Here is a 15,902-nt window from a genome sequence, read left to right on the forward strand (position 1 = left end):
CGTGCCCGCCATGACCGTCACGCCCGCCCGCTTCCACGGAACGCCCGCGTTCCCTGCCAGAAAGAGACCGATCATGACCCAGACCCTGAACGCCCGTCCCGAGCTGCACGAGCACGTGATGCTGGAGCACCGGCGGCGGCCGATCACCCGCTCGGCCGCGCGTGGCGCGATCGCGGCCATGGCCATGTCGGGCCTGCGGCGGCTCACCGGCTCGCTGGGCATGTTGCCGGCCACGCCGCCGGAGTCGGTGATCGAACGGACCGCGCCCACGGCCTTCCACCGCGTGCCCGTACGGCTGCGCCCGGCGGCGGTCGAGCTCGTGCACTGGGCCTACGGGGCGGTGGGCGGGGCCGCCTTCGGCCTCCTGCCCCGGGGGCTGCGCCGCCGGCCGTGGGCGGGCCCGGTGTACGGCGTGCTGGCCTGGACCGCGTTCGAGGCGGGCCTCGCCCCGGCGCTCGGCCTGCACCGGGGGCACGGCGGTGCGGCCAGGCTGGCGCTGCTGGCCGACCACGTCCTGTACGGCGTCGTGGTGGCCGCCTCCCCCTGGCCCCACGAGGACCGCTGACCGATCATGCGGACCCCGGACCAGGGCACTGGCTCCGCGAATACCGCTGACGGGTTACGTCAGCAGTGCGGCGGTGAGCCATGGGCGCAGGACCGGCAGCACGTTCGCCGCCTGCATGGCGCTCATGTGGTCGAGCCCGTCGAGCACCACGACCTCCCAGCCGAGCGCTTCCAGCTCCGCCCGGTGCCGCTTGAGCGGCCCGGCGAGGTCGACGACCACGCCGCCCCACCGCTCCTCGTAGGTGATCGCGTCGTCGGAGCCGGCGAAGCACAGCCGGGGGCAGGAGAGCCGGACCGCCGTGTCGTCGAAGCCGCGCAGCGCCTCGTACAGCGTGACGAACTGCCTGCTCTGCTCCACGGTCGTGCTGACCTCGACCGACGACCAGTCGAAGGCGTCGTCGGAGCTCTTCTCCTGCGGGGCCGGCGCGGGCGTGGGCGAGACGGCCTGCTCGTACGCCGCCATGGTGACCTTCAGCATCTCGGCGTACGGCCCGGCGTACGGCGGATATCCGCCCATCGCCAGCGCGGAGAGCCGGTCGGTCCTGATCGCGAGCTGCAGCCCGCTGAGCGCGAGCCACGAGTAGCCGTAGTACGCGAACCGCTCGGCCTGGACGGCGTCGGCCACGGCGAGCAGGTCGGCGACCACGTTGCCTGGGGTGAGCGTGTCCGGCTTGGGCGCGCTCAGGACGTGCCCGGTGTAGTCGAAGGCGACGACCTGGAAGACGTCGCTGAGCCCGTCGATCAGGGAGCGGCCGAGCGCCGGGTCGGTGCCCCATTTGCGCATCTCGTCGGCCTGCTCGCCTTCCACAGGCTGTGGATCGACCGGCAGCAGCAGGGTCGGCCCCGAGCCGTTCACCTCCGCCTCGATCATGCTGCCGTCGTGCATCGTGACCTGAACCATGAGCCCGCCCCTAACTCGATACGCCGTAAAGGATTATGCGGACGACAATAGCTTATGCCGTAAAGAGTCTCAACGGATTGGGGATGGGCACCCAGCGCATGGCCCCTCCGTCGGCGTCCAGCCAGCGCAGCAGCAGGTTGGCCTTGGCCGGGATGTGCGTGGCCGCCAGCAGGTCACGCAGCTCGGCCGGATCCCCGTAGTCCTTCGCGGCGGCGGCGAACACCGCCCTGGCCCGCGCCCACAGCTCGCCGCGCAGCGGCGGATGGCGTTCGGCGACGGCGCCGGCGATCTCGCAGAGGTTGTTGGTCAGCAGGCAGTACACCAGCCGTTCCCACGCCCGTCCCGCGCCCAGCACGGGCGCGCTGAGCCGCGGATACCGCTCGGCCACCAGCTTGACGCCCTCGGCGTCGCGGAACAGGACCTGCGCGGGCAGGCCCAGCTCGTCCACCGCGACCAGCACGTTCTGCAGATGGGACTCCAGGACCAGGCCATGACGCAGGTACGCGTGCAGCACCGGCGGCACCACGTGCTCCAGGTAGCGTTCCCACCAGACGAAGGCCGCGTCCTCGTCCAGCGCGTCGAGCGGGTTGCCGGGGAAGCCCTCGCTGACGCCCGCCGCGAGCAGCGCGGTCAGGCCGGGGCGCAGGTGCCCGCCCAGCCCGTCGCGGACGACCACGGCCAGCGCCTCACCGCCGTCCCCGCCCAGCCGCGCGCTGCGCCAGCCGCGGTCGCGCAGCACGGCGGGGCGCGGGAGGTGGCCGGGCAGGTCGTCGAAGACCTCGTCCAGCACGGCCGTCACGAGCGTGAGCCGGCGCAGGTCGTGCAGCCAGAGGCGGCGCACGTCGTTGGTGATCCGCACGTCCAGGCTGAACTTGCAGAACAGGTCGGGCTCCGGCAGGTACACCGTGCGGATCGACGCGGTCGCCACCGCCGTCGCCCCGGTGAACCCGAGCTGCCGCAACCGCCCCCCGCGCAGGCCGCCTACCAGGTCGCCGGGCCGGTCGCCGGGCGGGTGGCCGGGCCGATCACCGGGCCGGCCGTCAGGCGAGGCGCCAGGCGGGCCGCCGAGCAGGGTGATCTGCCACGGGTGGGCGGGGAGCAGGGCGAGGCCGTCGCCGGCCGAATCGCCGAGCAGGTCGAGGGCGCCGGCGTCGCCCTCCTCGACCAGGTCCTCGACCGGCACCCCGAGCAGCGGCAGCGCGAAGCTCGCGCCCACCTCCGGCGCGTACGGCAGCCACGACTCCGGACTCCCGCCACCCCTGGCCTTGGGCGCGGGATGGTAGCGGTGACCGGCCACCAGGGCCTGCTCCGAGCGCAGATAGAGGTCGGCGGGCGGCACGGCGGCCCGCCTGGCCAGCAGCAGCGCGGCCGTCACGTCGCGACTGTGCAGGATCTCGGCGAGCAGTTCCTCGTTGCGGGCCCCGGTGCCCGCCCGCAGCTCGGCGGCCGTCAGCGCGACCAGTTCCGGCAGCTCCATCGGGCACCAGCCGTCCGGGGTGCGCAGGGAGGGAGCGGCGGGATACCGGTCGCCGCCGACGCGCAGCACGTGGCCGGTCGCGGGCAGGACGTACGCGCCGGGCCGGCCAGGGTGCTCGCCTGCGCCGTCCCGCCGCCGGCTCGCCGGGTCGGGCCGGGCGACTTCCCGGATCAGGCAGTTGAGCAGCGCCGTCACCGCGAGCGCCGAGGCCCGGGTCGCTGCCTCCCGCTCCGGCTCAGGGGACGGAAGGAGACCGTCGGTGGATGCCATGGCGACCGTACTCCTACCCTTTGCCTCCTCCGTGCCCACAGGGTAGCTACCAGGCAGATTCATGGGATAGATGGGATATATGAGCCTTTTGGCGGCGGAGTTCGCGGCGCAGCTCGACCTCGTACGTCCCGACCTGTCCGCCGCGTACGCCGAGGCGCTCCCCGGCGCGCGCGCCGCCGTCCTGGGCCGGCTGTGGCGGGGGCTGCTGTACGAGCCGCTTCCCGGTCTGACCGCCCACGGGCCGGCTCTCGTGCTGCTGGCCGACGGGCGCCGGCTCACGGGGCGGGAGCGCCGGCCGTACGACGTCGGGGGCGAGCTGGTGCTGCACCTGGACGGCGAGCCGCACACGCATCCCGCTACCTTGCTGGCCGCCCTCGGCCTGCCCGGCGCCGGCCGGTTGATCGCCGACCTGGACAACAGCGTCGCCTCGCTGGCCCTGTCGCGGGCCGGCGCCCCTCCGCACAGCGCCAAGGGGCTGGAGGAGCACGAGCAGAGCGTGGTGGACGGCCATCCCTACCACCCGGGCTGCCGCAACCGGCCGGGCGTGTCGGTGGCCGAGCAACTGGCGTACATGCCCGAGCACCGGCCCACGGTGCTGCTCGACCTGCTGGCGCTGCCCGCCGCCCGCTGCCTCGTCTCGGGCCCGTGGCCGTCCGCCCTCATGGACGGCGACCGGCTGCTGCTGCCCGTGCATCCGTGGCAGACCCGGCACGTCCTGCCCGGTCTGGGCCTGCGCCCGTACGCGACGGGGGCCATCCCGGCGCGCCCGCTCATGTCCGTACGCACCCTCGTCCCCCTCGACGGCGGCCCGCATCTGAAGACGGCGTTCAGCACCCGCATGACCTCGGACGTCAGGGACATCTCCCCCGGCTCCGTACGTGACTGCGTGCCCCTGTCCGACCTGCTCACCCGCCTGTCCGCGCGCTGCGGCGGCACGCTCAGCATCGCCCGCTACCTGACCGGCGCGGCCGGCCCGCACGACGCGGGCGGACCGGCCGACACGCACAGCGCCGACCTGTCGGTGATGTTGCGTGAGCCCGTGACCGCCCAGGGCACGGTGCTGCCGGTGGCCGCGCTCACCCGGAGCATGGTCGGCGATCCCGCCGCCTGGCTGGACGCGTTCGCCCGCCTGGCCGTGACGGACGCGTTCGGCCTGCTCGCGCTCGGCGTGGCGCTGGAGGCGCACGGCCAGAACCTGCTGGTCGCGCTCGACGGCGACGGGCAGCCGTACCGGCTGATCTACCGCGACCTGGCCGACGTCAGGATCAGCCCCGCCAGGCTGGCCCGCAACGGCGTCGAGCCGCCGCCGGTGAGCGCCAGGCTGCTCAGCGACGACCCCGCGGTCCTGCACGCCAAGCTGCTCGGCTCGCTGGTCGGGACGACGTTCGGCAGCCTCGTCGCCCTGTTCGGCCAGGGTGATCGCACCCTGGAGGACCGGCTCTGGCGCGTGCTGGCCGCCGCCGCGCGTGCGGCCTCGGACCGGCTGCCCGGCACCCGCGACGTACGCGCCGACCGCGCCGCCCTGTTCGGCGAACGGATCGCGGCCAAGGCCCACCTGGCCGCCGGACTGGAGCACGCCCCGCCCGGCGGCAGCTGGACGACCCTGCCCAACCCCCTGACCGCGCACAACGCGTAAGCGCCTGGCTCTTTCCCGTGTCCGGGAGGACAATGGCGGCCGGGCCGGTGAGTCGCGCGGGCGTCCATCGCGCGGATGGCCGGAGGGAGGAACGCGATGATGCAGCTCTCGGTACGGCTCGTCCCGATCGATGACGCCACCCTGGTGATCGCCCTGACGGGAGAGCTGGACACGACGACGAGGCCGGTGCTGGCCGCGTTCCTCGACCCGCTGCCCAGGTCCCCCGTCATGCACGTGCTCGTGGCCGCGGGAGACCTCTGGTTCTGCGACCTCAACGGCCTCGAACAACTGGCGGCCACCCACGACGCGCTGCTGGCCAAGGGCGGCCACCTCGCCGTGGCGGAGCCCAGGCCGCCGCTGCGCCGCCTCATCTCGCTGATGAGCGAGCAGGACCAGACGTTCTTCCCCGTCTTCGCCAGCATGACGGAGGCGCTCGCGTCCGCCGGGGTGGCGGAATACCGGACGGAGGCCCCTCCCGGCGGCGCGTACCGCCACCTCCCTTACCTGCGTCCTCTGCCGCGCCTCCAGTCCGGCGCCCGCCGCCTCAGGACGCGGCGCGAGCCGTCGCTCGCCTTCCAGGCCGGTGGAGCGACGACACGCGAGGCGCCGGCCGCGAGCCCGGTGGCTCCGGTCCCGTCCGGCGGTTCGCTGGCGCCGCTGGTCGAGCGCTCGCGCATGCTGCGCCGGCAGGCGTTCGACCAGAAGCAGACGCTGGCCAGGCGGCGCGCGACCGCGGTCGAGGCCCGCTCGCTGCTGCACACCACCCTGGAGCGGTGCGACGACAACCTGGCGGCCATACGGAGCAACCTCGTCCAGGCCCGCGCGGTGGTGAGCCTCGGTCATCTGAGAGTCGGCTCGCTCAAGCTCCCCACGTCGTTCCGACTGAACGGAGGATGAGGCTCTCACCAGGCTGAGCGCACCGGATCGGCGTAGGCTTCGCTCGTGACGACAGAGGAAGAGCGGAGGTTCGACGAGCTCCTCCTTCTTCTCAGGGAGACTCGCGGCTTCGACTTCTCGGGCTACAAGCGCTCCACCTTGATCCGGCGCGTCGCTCGCCGGCTCGAAGCGCTGGGTCTGCGTGACTACGACGCGTACCGCGATCTGCTGGAACTCGAACCGGGCGAGTTCACCAAGCTCTTCGACAGCCTGCTGATCAACGTCACCGGCTTCTTCAGGGACGCGACCGCCTGGCAGCGGCTGCGTGAGCTGGTCGTCCCGGCGCTGCTGGACCTGGAGCCGGCCGGCCGGCCCATCCGGGTGTGGAGCGCCGGCTGCGCGAGCGGCGAGGAGGCGTACACGCTGGCCATGATCCTGGCGGAGGAGCTCGGCGCGGACGAGTTCCGCCGGCGGGTCAAGATCTACGGCACGGACCTCGACGAGCAGGCCGTGCACGCGGCCAGGGCCGGCGTCTACACCGGCCGGACGCTCGCCGACGTGCCTGCGGACCTGCGGGAGCGCTACTTCGAGCCGATGGACGGCGGCTTCGCCTTCCGGCACGACCTGCGCGGCCGGCTCGTCTTCGGCCGCAACGACCTCACCCGCGACGCCCCCATCTCCCGCGTCGACCTGCTCGTGTCCCGCAACACGCTGATGTACTTCAACACGCGGACGCAGCTCGACGTCGTCAGCCGCTTCCACTTCGCCCTGTCCGACCCAGGCTTCCTCTTCCTCGGCAAGGCCGAGACGCTGGTCGGCCAGAGCCACGCGTTCGAGCCGGTGGACCTCGGCCTGCGGCTGTTCAGGAAGCGCGGCCCCGTTACCAGCAGCACCACCGACCGGGGTTCCCGGCCGCCCGCGCTCACGGCCGTGGCGCTCGACTGCGGCCCCGTCGCCCAGATCGTCGTGGACGTCCTGGGCAACCTGGCGCTGGCCAACTCCAGGGCCGCGGCCCTGTTCGGGCTCGGCCCGCGTGACGTCGGCCGTCCCTTCCAGGATCTCGAGGTCTCCTACTGGCCCGTCGAGCTGCAGTCCGTCATCGAGCAGGCGTGCGAGGGACGGAGTCCGGTGGAGTTGCGGGAGGTGAACTGGTACGGCGCCGGCACCCCCGCTCCCGAGGTGTTCGACGTCTCCGTCGTCCCGCTGCTGGTCTCCGGCGATCTGGCCGGGGTGAGCATCCACTTCTACGACGTCACCCGCTACCGCCGGCTCAGGGACGAGCTGAAGCAGGCCAACCGCCGGCTCGAACAGGCCTACACGGAGCTGCGCTCGCTCAACGAGGCGCTGGAGGCGACCAACGAAGAGCTCCAGGCCACCAACGAGGAGCTGGAGACGACCAACGGGGAACTCCAGGCCACCAACGAGGAACTGGAGACGATGAACGAGGAGCTGCAGTCCACCAACGACGAGCTGCGGCACCTCAACGACGTCCTGACGACCCGCACGATCGAGCTGGACGAGGTCAACCGGTTCGTCTCCTCGGTGGTACGCAGCCTCGGCGACGCGGTGGTGGTCCTGGACGAGCAGTTGCACGTGGTCGTCTGGGGCCCGGGGGCCGAGGCGCTGTGGGGCGTACGCGCCGAAGAGGCGGCCGGTCTGCCGCTCGCCGAGCTCGACGTCGGCCTGCCCCTCGACGTGCTCTGCCCCCGGCTGCGCGCCGCCCTGGCCGACCGGTCCCGGCCGCCGGAACAGGGCGAGGGCCTGCTGCTCGACGCGGTCAACCGGCGCGGGCGTCCGACACGGCTCGACGTACGCCTGTCACACCTGCGCACGGAGGACGACGCCGTACACGGCCTGATCATGGTGATGAAGGAACTCCGCCCTCAGCAGCCCTGACCGCTGCCATCTCGGCAACGGGGATCCGGCGGAAGGCGATGCTCTCGTACGGGCCGAAGTTCCCGGTCTCGAACAGCAGCCCGACCGTGTCGCCGTCCACCCGGACCAGGTCGGAGTAGGCGGCGGGCAGCCCCGACACCGTGTGCGCCACCCGCCAGGTGCGGCCGTGGTCGTCGCTGGCGCGCACCGTCATCAAAGCCCGCGCGTCGGGAGCCGCCGGTCCCGAGAACAGCAGCGTCTCCGGCCCGTCGCACCACAGCACGCTGCCCTCCACCACCGGCCCGGTCAGGTCGGCCTGCGGGCGGAAGGGCAGCTCCAGCGTCTGGCCGCCGTCGGCCGAGTAGGCGTCGGCCCTGGTGCCGGGGGCGGTGGAGTCGGTGCGGGTGTTGAGGTAGAGGCGTCCGCCGGGCAACTCGGCGGCGGTGGTCTCGTTGACGTTGACGTACCCGTCGGGGTTGTCGTCGACGTAGCCGATCCGCCAGGTCGTGCCACCGTCGTCGCTCAGCAGCGCGTGGCCGCCGTCGTACCTGCCCTCGGTCCCGTCGTCCTCGCCCGCGGGCGGCAGCGAGTGGTTCGCGGGGACCACCAGGCGGCCGGCGTGCGGGCCGTGGCGCAGCACGAGCGCGTGTCCGGGAGTGGTCGCATACCAGCGCCAGCCGGGCCGCTTCACCTCGCCGGTGATCTCGCGCGACGCCGACCAGGTGACGCCGTCGTCCGCGCTGACCTGGACGAACACCCGCCGCCCCGCGTCCGCCGCCACCTGGCCGCGCCTGATCTTCTCCTCGGTCGCCGTCGGGCCCTGCCGCACGTGCACCAGCACGATCCGCCCGTCGCCGAGCACCGCCGGCGCGGGGTTGCCCGCCGTGCCCCGGCTCGGCTCGGTGGCCACGACCTGCAACGTGCCCCACGTGCGCCCGCCGTCCTCCGACCGTTTGAGCACGAGGTCGATGTGGCCGGAGTCGGACGCCGAGCCGCGCCGCCCCTCCGCGAACGCCAGGACCGTCCCCGCCCCCGTGACCACGGCCGCCGGGATCCGGTACGTGTGATAGCCGTCCGTCGCCTGCCGGTACGGCACCGAGGTCGGGTAGCGATCAGCCATGCGGGCACGCTAGGGCTTCCGGGTGAACGGACTCCGACGGGAGTCGTACGCGCGGGCGAAAGCCCCGGACGGCGACACTGAGGCCGGCACCACGGTAGTAGCGCCTCGGCGTGAAACGATGCGAGAAGAGGACGAATACCGTGCCTGGGGAGGCAGCAGTGGCTGACGAGTTCGACGTCATCGTGATCGGCGCAGGTCCGGCCGGCGAGAACGTGGTCGACCGGGCCGTGCGCGGCGGCCTGACGGCGGCCATCGTCGAGGAGCGGCTGGCCGGCGGCGAGTGCGCCTACTGGGCCTGCGTGCCGAGCAAGGCGCTGCTGCGGCCGGTCGACCTGGCCGGCGAGGTGAGCAGGGTGCCAGGGCTCTCCCTGGGGCCGATCGACGTGCCCGCGGTGCTGGCCAGGCGCGACGAGACCGTGTCGAACTTCGACGACAGCGGCCAGGTGCGCTGGATCGAGAGCGTCCCGGCCGAGTTCTTCCGCGGCAGGGGCCGCATCGACGGGCCCAGGCGTGTCCGCGTCACCGCGGAGGACGGCGGCGAGCGGGTGATCACCGCCCGCCAGGCCGTCGTCCTGGCCACCGGCAGCGTCCCCGCGATCCCGCGTACGCCCGGTCTGGCCGAGGCGCGGCCGTGGACCAGCCACGAGGTGACCGCGGCCACGTCGATCCCCGAGCGCCTGGTCGTGATCGGCGGCGGCGTGGTGGCCTGTGAGATGGCGCAGGCCATGCACGGGCTGGGCGCACGCTCGACGACCGTGCTCGTCCGGGGCGACCGCCTGCTCAGCCGGATGGAGCCGTTCGCGGGAGAGCTGCTCGCCGAGTCGTTCGCCGACGCCGGGATCGAGCTGCGCACGCACACCGACGCCGTCCGCGTCGAACGCCCCGAGCCGGGCGGGAAGGTGACCGTGCACCTGCCGGAGGGCCCGCCGCTGGAGGCGGACGAGCTGCTGGTGGCCACCGGCCGCCGGCCCGCGACCGGCGACCTGGGGCTCAGCACGGTGGGCCTGGCCGACGGCACGATCGTCGAGGTCGACGACAGCATGCGGGCCACCGGGGTCGCCGACGGCTGGCTGTACGCCGTGGGCGACCTCAACGGGCGCGCGCTCCTCACCCACATGGGCAAGTACCAGGCCAGGATCTGCGGCGACGTGATCGCCGCGCGGGCGCGCGGCGACGAACTGCCCGCGATGCGCGACCTCGTCGGCGGCGCCCGCTCACCGCAGGTCGTCTTCACCGACCCGCAGGTCTGCGCGGTCGGCCTCACCGAGGAGGCGGCCCGCGCGGCGGGCATCAGGGTCCGCACGGTCGAGTACGACCTGGGCTCGGTCACCGGGGCCTATCTGATGGGCGACGGCTATCGCGGCAAGGCCAAGGCCGTGGTGGACGAGGACAGGAGAATCCTGGTCGGGGTCACGTTCGTCGGACCCGCGACGGCCGACCTGCTCCACTCCGCCACGATCGCGGTGACCGCCGAGGTGCCGCTCGACCTGCTCTGGCACGCGGTCCCGACCTTCCCGACGGTGAGCGAGATCTGGCTGCGGCTCCTGGAGGCCTACGGCCTGTAGGACGACGACGACGCGGCGTGGCGGCGGTACTGCGGCCTTGTGAAGGTGCTGCGGCGGCGCGTCATGGGCTGACCTCCGACTGGAGCATCAGCTCCGCCACCGTCTCCTCGACGCTGCCGCGCAGCTCCACCCGCGACAGCAGGTCCGTCAGCCGCAGCACGGACAGCAGGTGGTCCGAGGGCCGTACCAGGATGATCCGGCCCTCGCTCTGCTCCTCCATCCGCTGCATCGCCATGGCGAGCACGCCGATGACCGAGGAGTCGAAGAAGTCGAGGTCGGCCAGGTCGAACACGAGGACGGGGCCCACCGACCAGTTCCACACCTGGTTGATGCGGTCGCTGAACCGCTCCCGGCCGGCGTGGTCGAGGACGCCGCCGGCGCGCAGGACCGTGCAATGGAGGTGCCTTGTCGTCTCGATCCGCAAACCGCCATCGCCCACAACAACACACTGCCCGCTGAGCGGTGATAACACGGGGTATTTGCCATTTTTCCCGGCTAGTTACGTCATCCCGTCGTCTCGCTCGCCGAGCGGACCGTCGGCCAGCTTCCAGCCCGGCCGCCTCCAGCCGGTCGAGCCGGTTGGTCATCCCGGCCATGGCTCCGCATCCTATTTCGAGGCGGACCCCCGCGCCTTTACCGGTGCTCGGTGCCCGATTCCAGGGTCGGGATGGCGTCCGGGCACGGGCCGAGGATCACCAGCAGGGGCGAGGTCGCCGGGCCGGACAGCTCCAGCTCCGTGATGTTCCCCCGGACCCGTTGCGCGGGCTCCCCCAGGTCGCCGTCCCGCACGCTGATCACCCGCTCGACGGACGGGGCCGCCGACTGCAGCAGCCGCCTGGTGGTGTGGCGCAGCCAGCGCAGCTCGCTGTTGACCCGGCGCCACGTGGCCGGGATCATGCTCACCGCCTCGGCCTTGGTGCCGAGCCGCAGCGTGATGCGCCCGCTCGACCCGAACCGGTCCTTGAGCACGGGGTTGACCACGAACATGCCGGAGCGCAGCACACGTGCCCCCTGCCGGTTGGCGTTGGCCAGCCCGCCCGCGCTGATCAGCGAGTACAGCTCGCAGCGGGCCCCGTCGAGCGTGTCGGGGTCGTAGTCCACCACGGGCGGCTCCTCGAACACGACCTTGTCCAGCCGCACCCCGGCCACCCCGTCCTCGGCGACGCGGCCGGCCACGGCCGTGCGCACCTCGTCGCGGACGCCGTCGCCCTCGGTGATGTCCAGCGCCTCGACGCAGATCAACCCGTCGTCGGGGATCTCGTCGGGCGACAGATCGAAGGCCACCCTGGCGTGCGCCTTCCGGCCACGCAGCAGCACGCACTGGCGCAGCCGCCCCTGGGAGAGCACCTGGATGAGGCGGGGCCGCGGGCTCATCTCCGTACGGCCCTCGTGCCAGCCGCTCACCGACCGCTCGTCCGTGGACAGCGACACCTGCACCCGCAGCGCCCGTCCCTGGGCGGAGACCTTGAAGCCGGCCAGCCCGGACGTCTCGAACCGGCCCAGGATCTGGCTGCCACGCCGCAGCCGGTCGGTCACCTGCAGCGCCGACAGCCGGCCGCTGGACAGGTGGACGGGCGGGATGGCGGGAAGGACGACCTGGTCGAGGTCGGTGGCGGGTCCTGAGCTGGTCATCGGATGCTCCTCGAGGGGACGCGGGTGGCGGTCGTCGAAGGGATGAGTGCGGCGGCGGTCGCGGCCGGGTCGTGGAAGTCGAATCGGGTGAGTACGGGATCGCGCCATCGCCACATGCGGCCGACCGCGCTGTAGAGGGCGTCGCCGTCCCGCTCCGCGTGCCGCAGGTTGACCGTCATGGCTCTGGCGTAGTCGGCACCGTGCTCCCAGTGCGGCAGGAGCTGGCTCGGCACGTCGGCGCCGCAGCGGCGCAACCAGAGCCACAGCCGGGCCCGCTCGCGCTGCTCGGGCCCGAGGAAGCCGGCGCCCTTGGCGCTCCTGGCGATGGCCTCGGCCAGCAGCAGGCGGTGCTCGGACGGCGAGCGCGCCACGTGCGTGGCCCCGCAGGCGCCGCCCTCGGACCAGCCGGCCTGGATGACGGGGATCCCGAACGCCGGCAGGTCGCTGTCGCCGAACGCGACGCCCACGTCCGTCGTGCTCCACAGCAGGTTGGCCGACATCGTCCCGCGCACGTGCCTGATCCGGGGCGTGCTCCCGAGCTCACGCCAGGGGCCGTTGCGGCAGCCGGTCCCTGAGGCGTCATCGGCGGGCGCGTCGAGGAAGAGCCAGTTCGCGCTCTGGTCGGACGCGGCGAACTCCGTCGTCGCCGCGAACAGCTCCGCATCCCTGCCCGGCTCGTGGCCGAAGACCGCGACGGTGGGCCGGTCGGCGTCGATGCCCAGGCGGGAGCAGGCGTAGTGACGCAGCTGGCGGCGTTCGGTCTCCGTACGGACCTGGTAGGCGTGTCCCGCCCGCCGGGCCACCCGCTCGGCGCCGGGCCTGATCACCTCCCTGTGCGGCCAGACGTGCCGCTCGAAGAAGGCGCCGACCCTGGCGGGCAGCTCGTCCTGGATCGTGCACGTCCCCTGGTCGGGGAAGAGCGCGTACGCCCGCAGCGTCCCGGTGCCGTGGACGTGGACGACCGGCACCTCCCTGGGCACGGCGCGCTCGGCCCGGCTGGTGACCAGCGCGCGGGGCGGCACGTCCGGCCGCCCGCCCACGGTGCCGCCGAACGCCTCGGCCAGCCGCGTCCACCCGGGATCCGTCAGCACGACCAGCCGCGCGGACAGCAGCCCGCAGATCGCCTTGGCCACCAGCAGCGTGCGCACCACGACCCGCAGGTCCTCGTCGTACGCCTCCGCGACGACGCACCCGTCGTCACCGGCGCTGTCCGCCCACCAGATCCTGGCGGCGGCGAGCAGCCGATCGACGTGCTCACGGTCCCCGACGCGACGCATACAGCCCCCTCCACCAAGGCCCGGGAAGAAATGCCCTGCCAGACGTTGCCAGACCGGCCCGCGACGACCCGGCGGACAACACGCTTCTTTGCCTTGGCCTGGTGGAAACTCGGCCGCCACAGAAGACGGCGCGGAAGAAGGCGGCGGAGAGGGCGGCCGCTACGGGCTCACGTCACACGCGGCACAGCAGTCCCGCACGTCCCGACCAGGTCGAACGCCACACTGCCTACGAATCCGGAGAAAACCCCGCCCAGCAGCAACATTTCCGGGTCAACGAGCGTCCAACTTTTTACCCGGAGCACGTCATGCCCGGGTTTAGGATGCACCCAAATGCCACGAGGGGGAGGGTATACCGTCATGGGTTCCCGTTTGTCGAGTGTCGCGCGCCTGACGGCGGCCGCGGCGGCGGCCGGCGTGGTGGCCGCCGCCATCGCGCTGCCCGCGGTCGGGGGTACCGGGGCGATCTTCGTCTCGGCGTCGGAGGACCTCGGCATCAAACCCGAGGAGCTCAAGGAGCCCCCGCTGGCCGAACGGACGACGCTGCTCGACGCCAAGGGCAACGAGATCGCCTACTTCTGGGAGGAGTACCGCGAGAGCGTCACGCTCGACCAGGTGGCCGACATCATGAAGACGGCCATCATCTCCATCGAGGACTTCCGCTTCTACGAGCACGGCGCGATCGACATCGAGGGCACGATCCGGGCCCTGGCCAAGAACGCCACCTCGGGCGGCATCGCGCAGGGCGGCTCCTCGATCACCCAGCAGTACGTCAAGCAGGTGCTGCTCAACTCCGCCGCGAGCGACGAGGCGAAGGCCGCGGCCCTGGAGGCCAGCTACGCGCGCAAGCTCAAGGAGCTGCGGTACGCGATGGCGGTCGAGGAGAAGTACAGCAAGGACCAGATCCTGGAGAAGTACCTCAACATCGCCTACTTCGGCGCGGGCGCCAACGGCGTGGAGGCCGCGGCCAAGCGCTTCTTCGGGGTGAGCGCGTCGGACCTGACGCTGGCCCAGGCGGCGACGCTGGCCGGAGCGGTGCAGGACCCCAACGCGACCGACCCCAACATCGGCAGGGCCCAGCAGAAGCGGCTGCTCTCGCGGCGCAACGTGGTGCTCGACCGGATGGCCGAGCTGAAGAAGATCACGCCGGAGGAGGCCGCCGCGGCCAAGGCCCAGAAGCTCGGCTTCAAGAACACCCCGATCCCGGGCGGATGCGGTGAGAGCAAATATCCGTACTTCTGTATGTACGTCCGCAACGAGGTGCTCAGCAACCCGGCCTTTGGCAAGAAGGCCAAGACCAGGAGCGCGTTCCTCAACCGGGGCGGCCTGACCATCCAGACCACGCTCGACCCGAAGATGCAGCGGGCCGCCGAGCGGGCCATCAGGAAGCACGTGTTCGCCTCGGACGACCCGGTCGCCTCCGAGGCCCTGGTCCAGCCCGGCACCGGCGCGATCAAGGCGATGGCCGCCAGCCGCAAGTACGGCAACAACAAGCGCAAGAAGGAGATGTCGTACAACGTCGTGGCCGACGCCGTGCACGGTGGCGGCACCGGGTTCCAGGCGGGCTCGACGTTCAAGACGTTCACCCTGGTCACCGCGCTGAAGAAGGGCATGAAGCTCAACCAGGGGTTCTCCGTCGGCGGCGGCTACCGGTCCCCGTACTACTCCTCGTTCAAGAACTGCAAGGGCGAGAACATCGGCGACCCCTCGCACACCGTCACCAACGACGAGGGCGGCGGCGGCTTCATGACGCTGCAGACCGGCACCTGGAAGTCGGTGAACACCTTCTTCGTGCAGCTGGAGCAGAAGGTGGGCCTGTGCGACACCATCAAGACGGCCAAGGACCTGGGCATCAAGCGCTCCGACGGCCTGCCGCTGACCGAGTACGAGACGTTCACGCTCGGCACGAACGAGATGGACCCGGTGACCGTCGCCAACGCCTACGCCACCCTCGGCGCGCGCGGCAAGCGCTGCACGCCCATGGTGATCACCAAGATCACCGACCGTGACGGCAAGGTGAAGAACTACAAGCCCGACTGTGAGCAGAAGCTCGACCCCGAGGTCGCGGACGCCGCGGCGAGCATCCTGTCCGGCGTGTTCACCAAGGGCACGATGAGCGGCGTCGGCGGCATCGGCCGTCCGGCGGCCGGCAAGACGGGCACCACGGACAACCAGGCCAGTGCCTGGTTCGCCGGCTTCACCCCGGACCTGGCGGGCGCGGTCAGCATCGGCGACCCGCGCGGCGCCCAGAACCACAAGCTCAACGGCGTCACCATCGGCGGCCGCTACTACGCCAACGTCTTCGGCGCCTCGATCCCCGGGCCGATCTGGAAGGACACCATGCTGACCGCCCTCAAGGGCACGCCGGCCACCGCCTTCACCCCGGTCAACAGCGAGCGGTTCGGCGGCTGCGGCTCGGGCTGCGCGCCGCGGCGCGAGACGCCCGACGAGGACAGCGACGACGTCACCGGCGGCGACGAGGACTACACGGGAGTGGACACGGGCCTGGGCGAGGAGTAAGCGAGACGGTTTCCGAAGTGCCGGATGGGACAAACGGGCATTTATCAGAATGTCCTGCGCCCCATCCGGCACAGAAACCTCTGACGGTTACCAGCGCCCCGAGCTGAGCAGATTCGGAGTGCGTCCGTACAACGGGACGCACTCCTTGCAAAGGCCCTATTAACAACGGCGAAACATTGGTAACGTGGGAGC

The 15,902-nt window shown here is 72.2% G+C and carries 12 protein-coding genes; 6 read left to right on the forward strand and 6 right to left on the reverse strand.

Translation table 11 applies throughout. From position 1 onward, the window contains the following. Window positions 1-73 precede the first annotated feature (73 nt). Window positions 74-565, forward strand: coding sequence for a DUF1440 domain-containing protein (locus tag OIE67_RS45545; protein ID WP_245956151.1), 492 nt, complete (start codon window positions 74-76; stop codon window positions 563-565). 54 nt (window positions 566-619) lie between these two features. Here OIE67_RS45545 and OIE67_RS45550 read toward each other — a convergent pair whose 3' ends face one another. Together OIE67_RS45550 and OIE67_RS45555 are read right to left on the reverse strand one after the other, a co-directional pair. Continuing rightward, complete coding sequence (locus OIE67_RS45550) at window positions 620-1,465, reverse strand: alpha/beta fold hydrolase (RefSeq protein ID WP_326632300.1); 846 nt, start codon at window positions 1,463-1,465, stop codon at window positions 620-622. 52 nt (window positions 1,466-1,517) lie between these two features. Next, entirely contained in the window at window positions 1,518-3,212 is a 1,695-nt protein-coding gene (locus tag OIE67_RS45555; protein ID WP_326632303.1) for an IucA/IucC family C-terminal-domain containing protein, read from the reverse strand. 79 nt (window positions 3,213-3,291) lie between these two features. Here OIE67_RS45555 and OIE67_RS45560 point away from each other — a divergent pair, with 79 nt between their 5' ends. The 3 genes from OIE67_RS45560 (at window position 3,292) to OIE67_RS45570 (ending at window position 7,620) form a co-directional block, all read left to right on the forward strand. Beyond that, window positions 3,292-4,848 carry an IucA/IucC family protein gene (locus tag OIE67_RS45560; protein ID WP_326632305.1) on the forward strand — a complete coding sequence of 519 codons (1,557 nt, stop codon included), beginning with the start codon at window positions 3,292-3,294 and terminating at the stop codon, window positions 4,846-4,848. Window positions 4,849-4,944: 96 nt separating this feature from the next. After that, window positions 4,945-5,745, forward strand: coding sequence for an STAS domain-containing protein (locus tag OIE67_RS45565; protein WP_326632307.1), 801 nt, complete (start codon window positions 4,945-4,947; stop codon window positions 5,743-5,745). 45 nt (window positions 5,746-5,790) lie between these two features. Beyond that, on the forward strand, window positions 5,791-7,620 hold the full coding sequence (locus OIE67_RS45570) for a CheR family methyltransferase (RefSeq protein ID WP_326632309.1): 1,830 nt from the start codon (window positions 5,791-5,793) through the stop codon (window positions 7,618-7,620). On the opposite strand, the gene OIE67_RS45575 is transcribed toward OIE67_RS45570, so the two are convergent. Then, window positions 7,583-8,719, reverse strand: coding sequence for a sialidase family protein (locus OIE67_RS45575; RefSeq protein ID WP_326632311.1), 1,137 nt, complete (start codon window positions 8,717-8,719; stop codon window positions 7,583-7,585). The genes OIE67_RS45570 and OIE67_RS45575 overlap by 38 nt on opposite strands. A 158-nt stretch (window positions 8,720-8,877) precedes the next feature. Between OIE67_RS45575 and OIE67_RS45580 the strand changes: the two genes are divergently transcribed. Next, window positions 8,878-10,284, forward strand: a complete 1,407-nt coding sequence (locus tag OIE67_RS45580; RefSeq protein ID WP_326632312.1) for a dihydrolipoyl dehydrogenase family protein — start codon at window positions 8,878-8,880, stop codon at window positions 10,282-10,284. Window positions 10,285-10,345: 61 nt separating this feature from the next. Here OIE67_RS45580 and OIE67_RS45585 read toward each other — a convergent pair whose 3' ends face one another. The 3 genes from OIE67_RS45585 to OIE67_RS45595 form a co-directional block, all read right to left on the reverse strand. After that, window positions 10,346-10,723 carry an STAS domain-containing protein gene (locus OIE67_RS45585; protein WP_326632315.1) on the reverse strand — a complete coding sequence of 126 codons (378 nt, stop codon included), beginning with the start codon at window positions 10,721-10,723 and terminating at the stop codon, window positions 10,346-10,348. Between the two features lie 194 nt (window positions 10,724-10,917). Then, window positions 10,918-11,916 carry a hypothetical protein gene (locus tag OIE67_RS45590; protein WP_326632317.1) on the reverse strand — a complete coding sequence of 333 codons (999 nt, stop codon included), beginning with the start codon at window positions 11,914-11,916 and terminating at the stop codon, window positions 10,918-10,920. Further along, a complete protein-coding gene (locus OIE67_RS45595) occupies window positions 11,913-13,193 on the reverse strand; it encodes a hypothetical protein (RefSeq protein ID WP_326632319.1) in 1,281 nt (426 codons plus the stop codon). Before OIE67_RS45595 ends, OIE67_RS45590 begins: the two co-directional genes overlap by 4 nt. A 357-nt stretch (window positions 13,194-13,550) precedes the next feature. Between OIE67_RS45595 and OIE67_RS45600 the strand changes: the two genes are divergently transcribed. Then, window positions 13,551-15,710: a transglycosylase domain-containing protein gene (locus OIE67_RS45600; RefSeq protein WP_326632321.1), complete on the forward strand. Its 2,160-nt coding sequence runs from the start codon at window positions 13,551-13,553 to the stop codon at window positions 15,708-15,710. The last annotated feature ends 192 nt before the right edge of the window (window positions 15,711-15,902 follow it).

Source organism: Nonomuraea fuscirosea, assembly GCF_035917475.1.
GTDB lineage: Bacteria > Actinomycetota > Actinomycetes > Streptosporangiales > Streptosporangiaceae > Nonomuraea > Nonomuraea fuscirosea.

Coding starts and splice junctions, on each gene's coding strand:
- OIE67_RS45565 (WP_326632307.1), top strand. CDS start 4,945: ATGATGCAGCTCTCGGTACGGCTCGTCCCGATCGATGACGCCACCCTG.
- OIE67_RS45590 (WP_326632317.1), bottom strand. CDS start 11,916: ATGACCAGCTCAGGACCCGCCACCGACCTCGACCAGGTCGTCCTTCCC.
- OIE67_RS45545 (WP_245956151.1), top strand. CDS start 74: ATGACCCAGACCCTGAACGCCCGTCCCGAGCTGCACGAGCACGTGATG.
- OIE67_RS45575 (WP_326632311.1), bottom strand. CDS start 8,719: ATGGCTGATCGCTACCCGACCTCGGTGCCGTACCGGCAGGCGACGGAC.
- OIE67_RS45555 (WP_326632303.1), bottom strand. CDS start 3,212: ATGGCATCCACCGACGGTCTCCTTCCGTCCCCTGAGCCGGAGCGGGAG.
- OIE67_RS45595 (WP_326632319.1), bottom strand. CDS start 13,193: ATGCGTCGCGTCGGGGACCGTGAGCACGTCGATCGGCTGCTCGCCGCC.
- OIE67_RS45550 (WP_326632300.1), bottom strand. CDS start 1,465: ATGGTTCAGGTCACGATGCACGACGGCAGCATGATCGAGGCGGAGGTG.
- OIE67_RS45560 (WP_326632305.1), top strand. CDS start 3,292: ATGAGCCTTTTGGCGGCGGAGTTCGCGGCGCAGCTCGACCTCGTACGT.
- OIE67_RS45600 (WP_326632321.1), top strand. CDS start 13,551: ATGGGTTCCCGTTTGTCGAGTGTCGCGCGCCTGACGGCGGCCGCGGCG.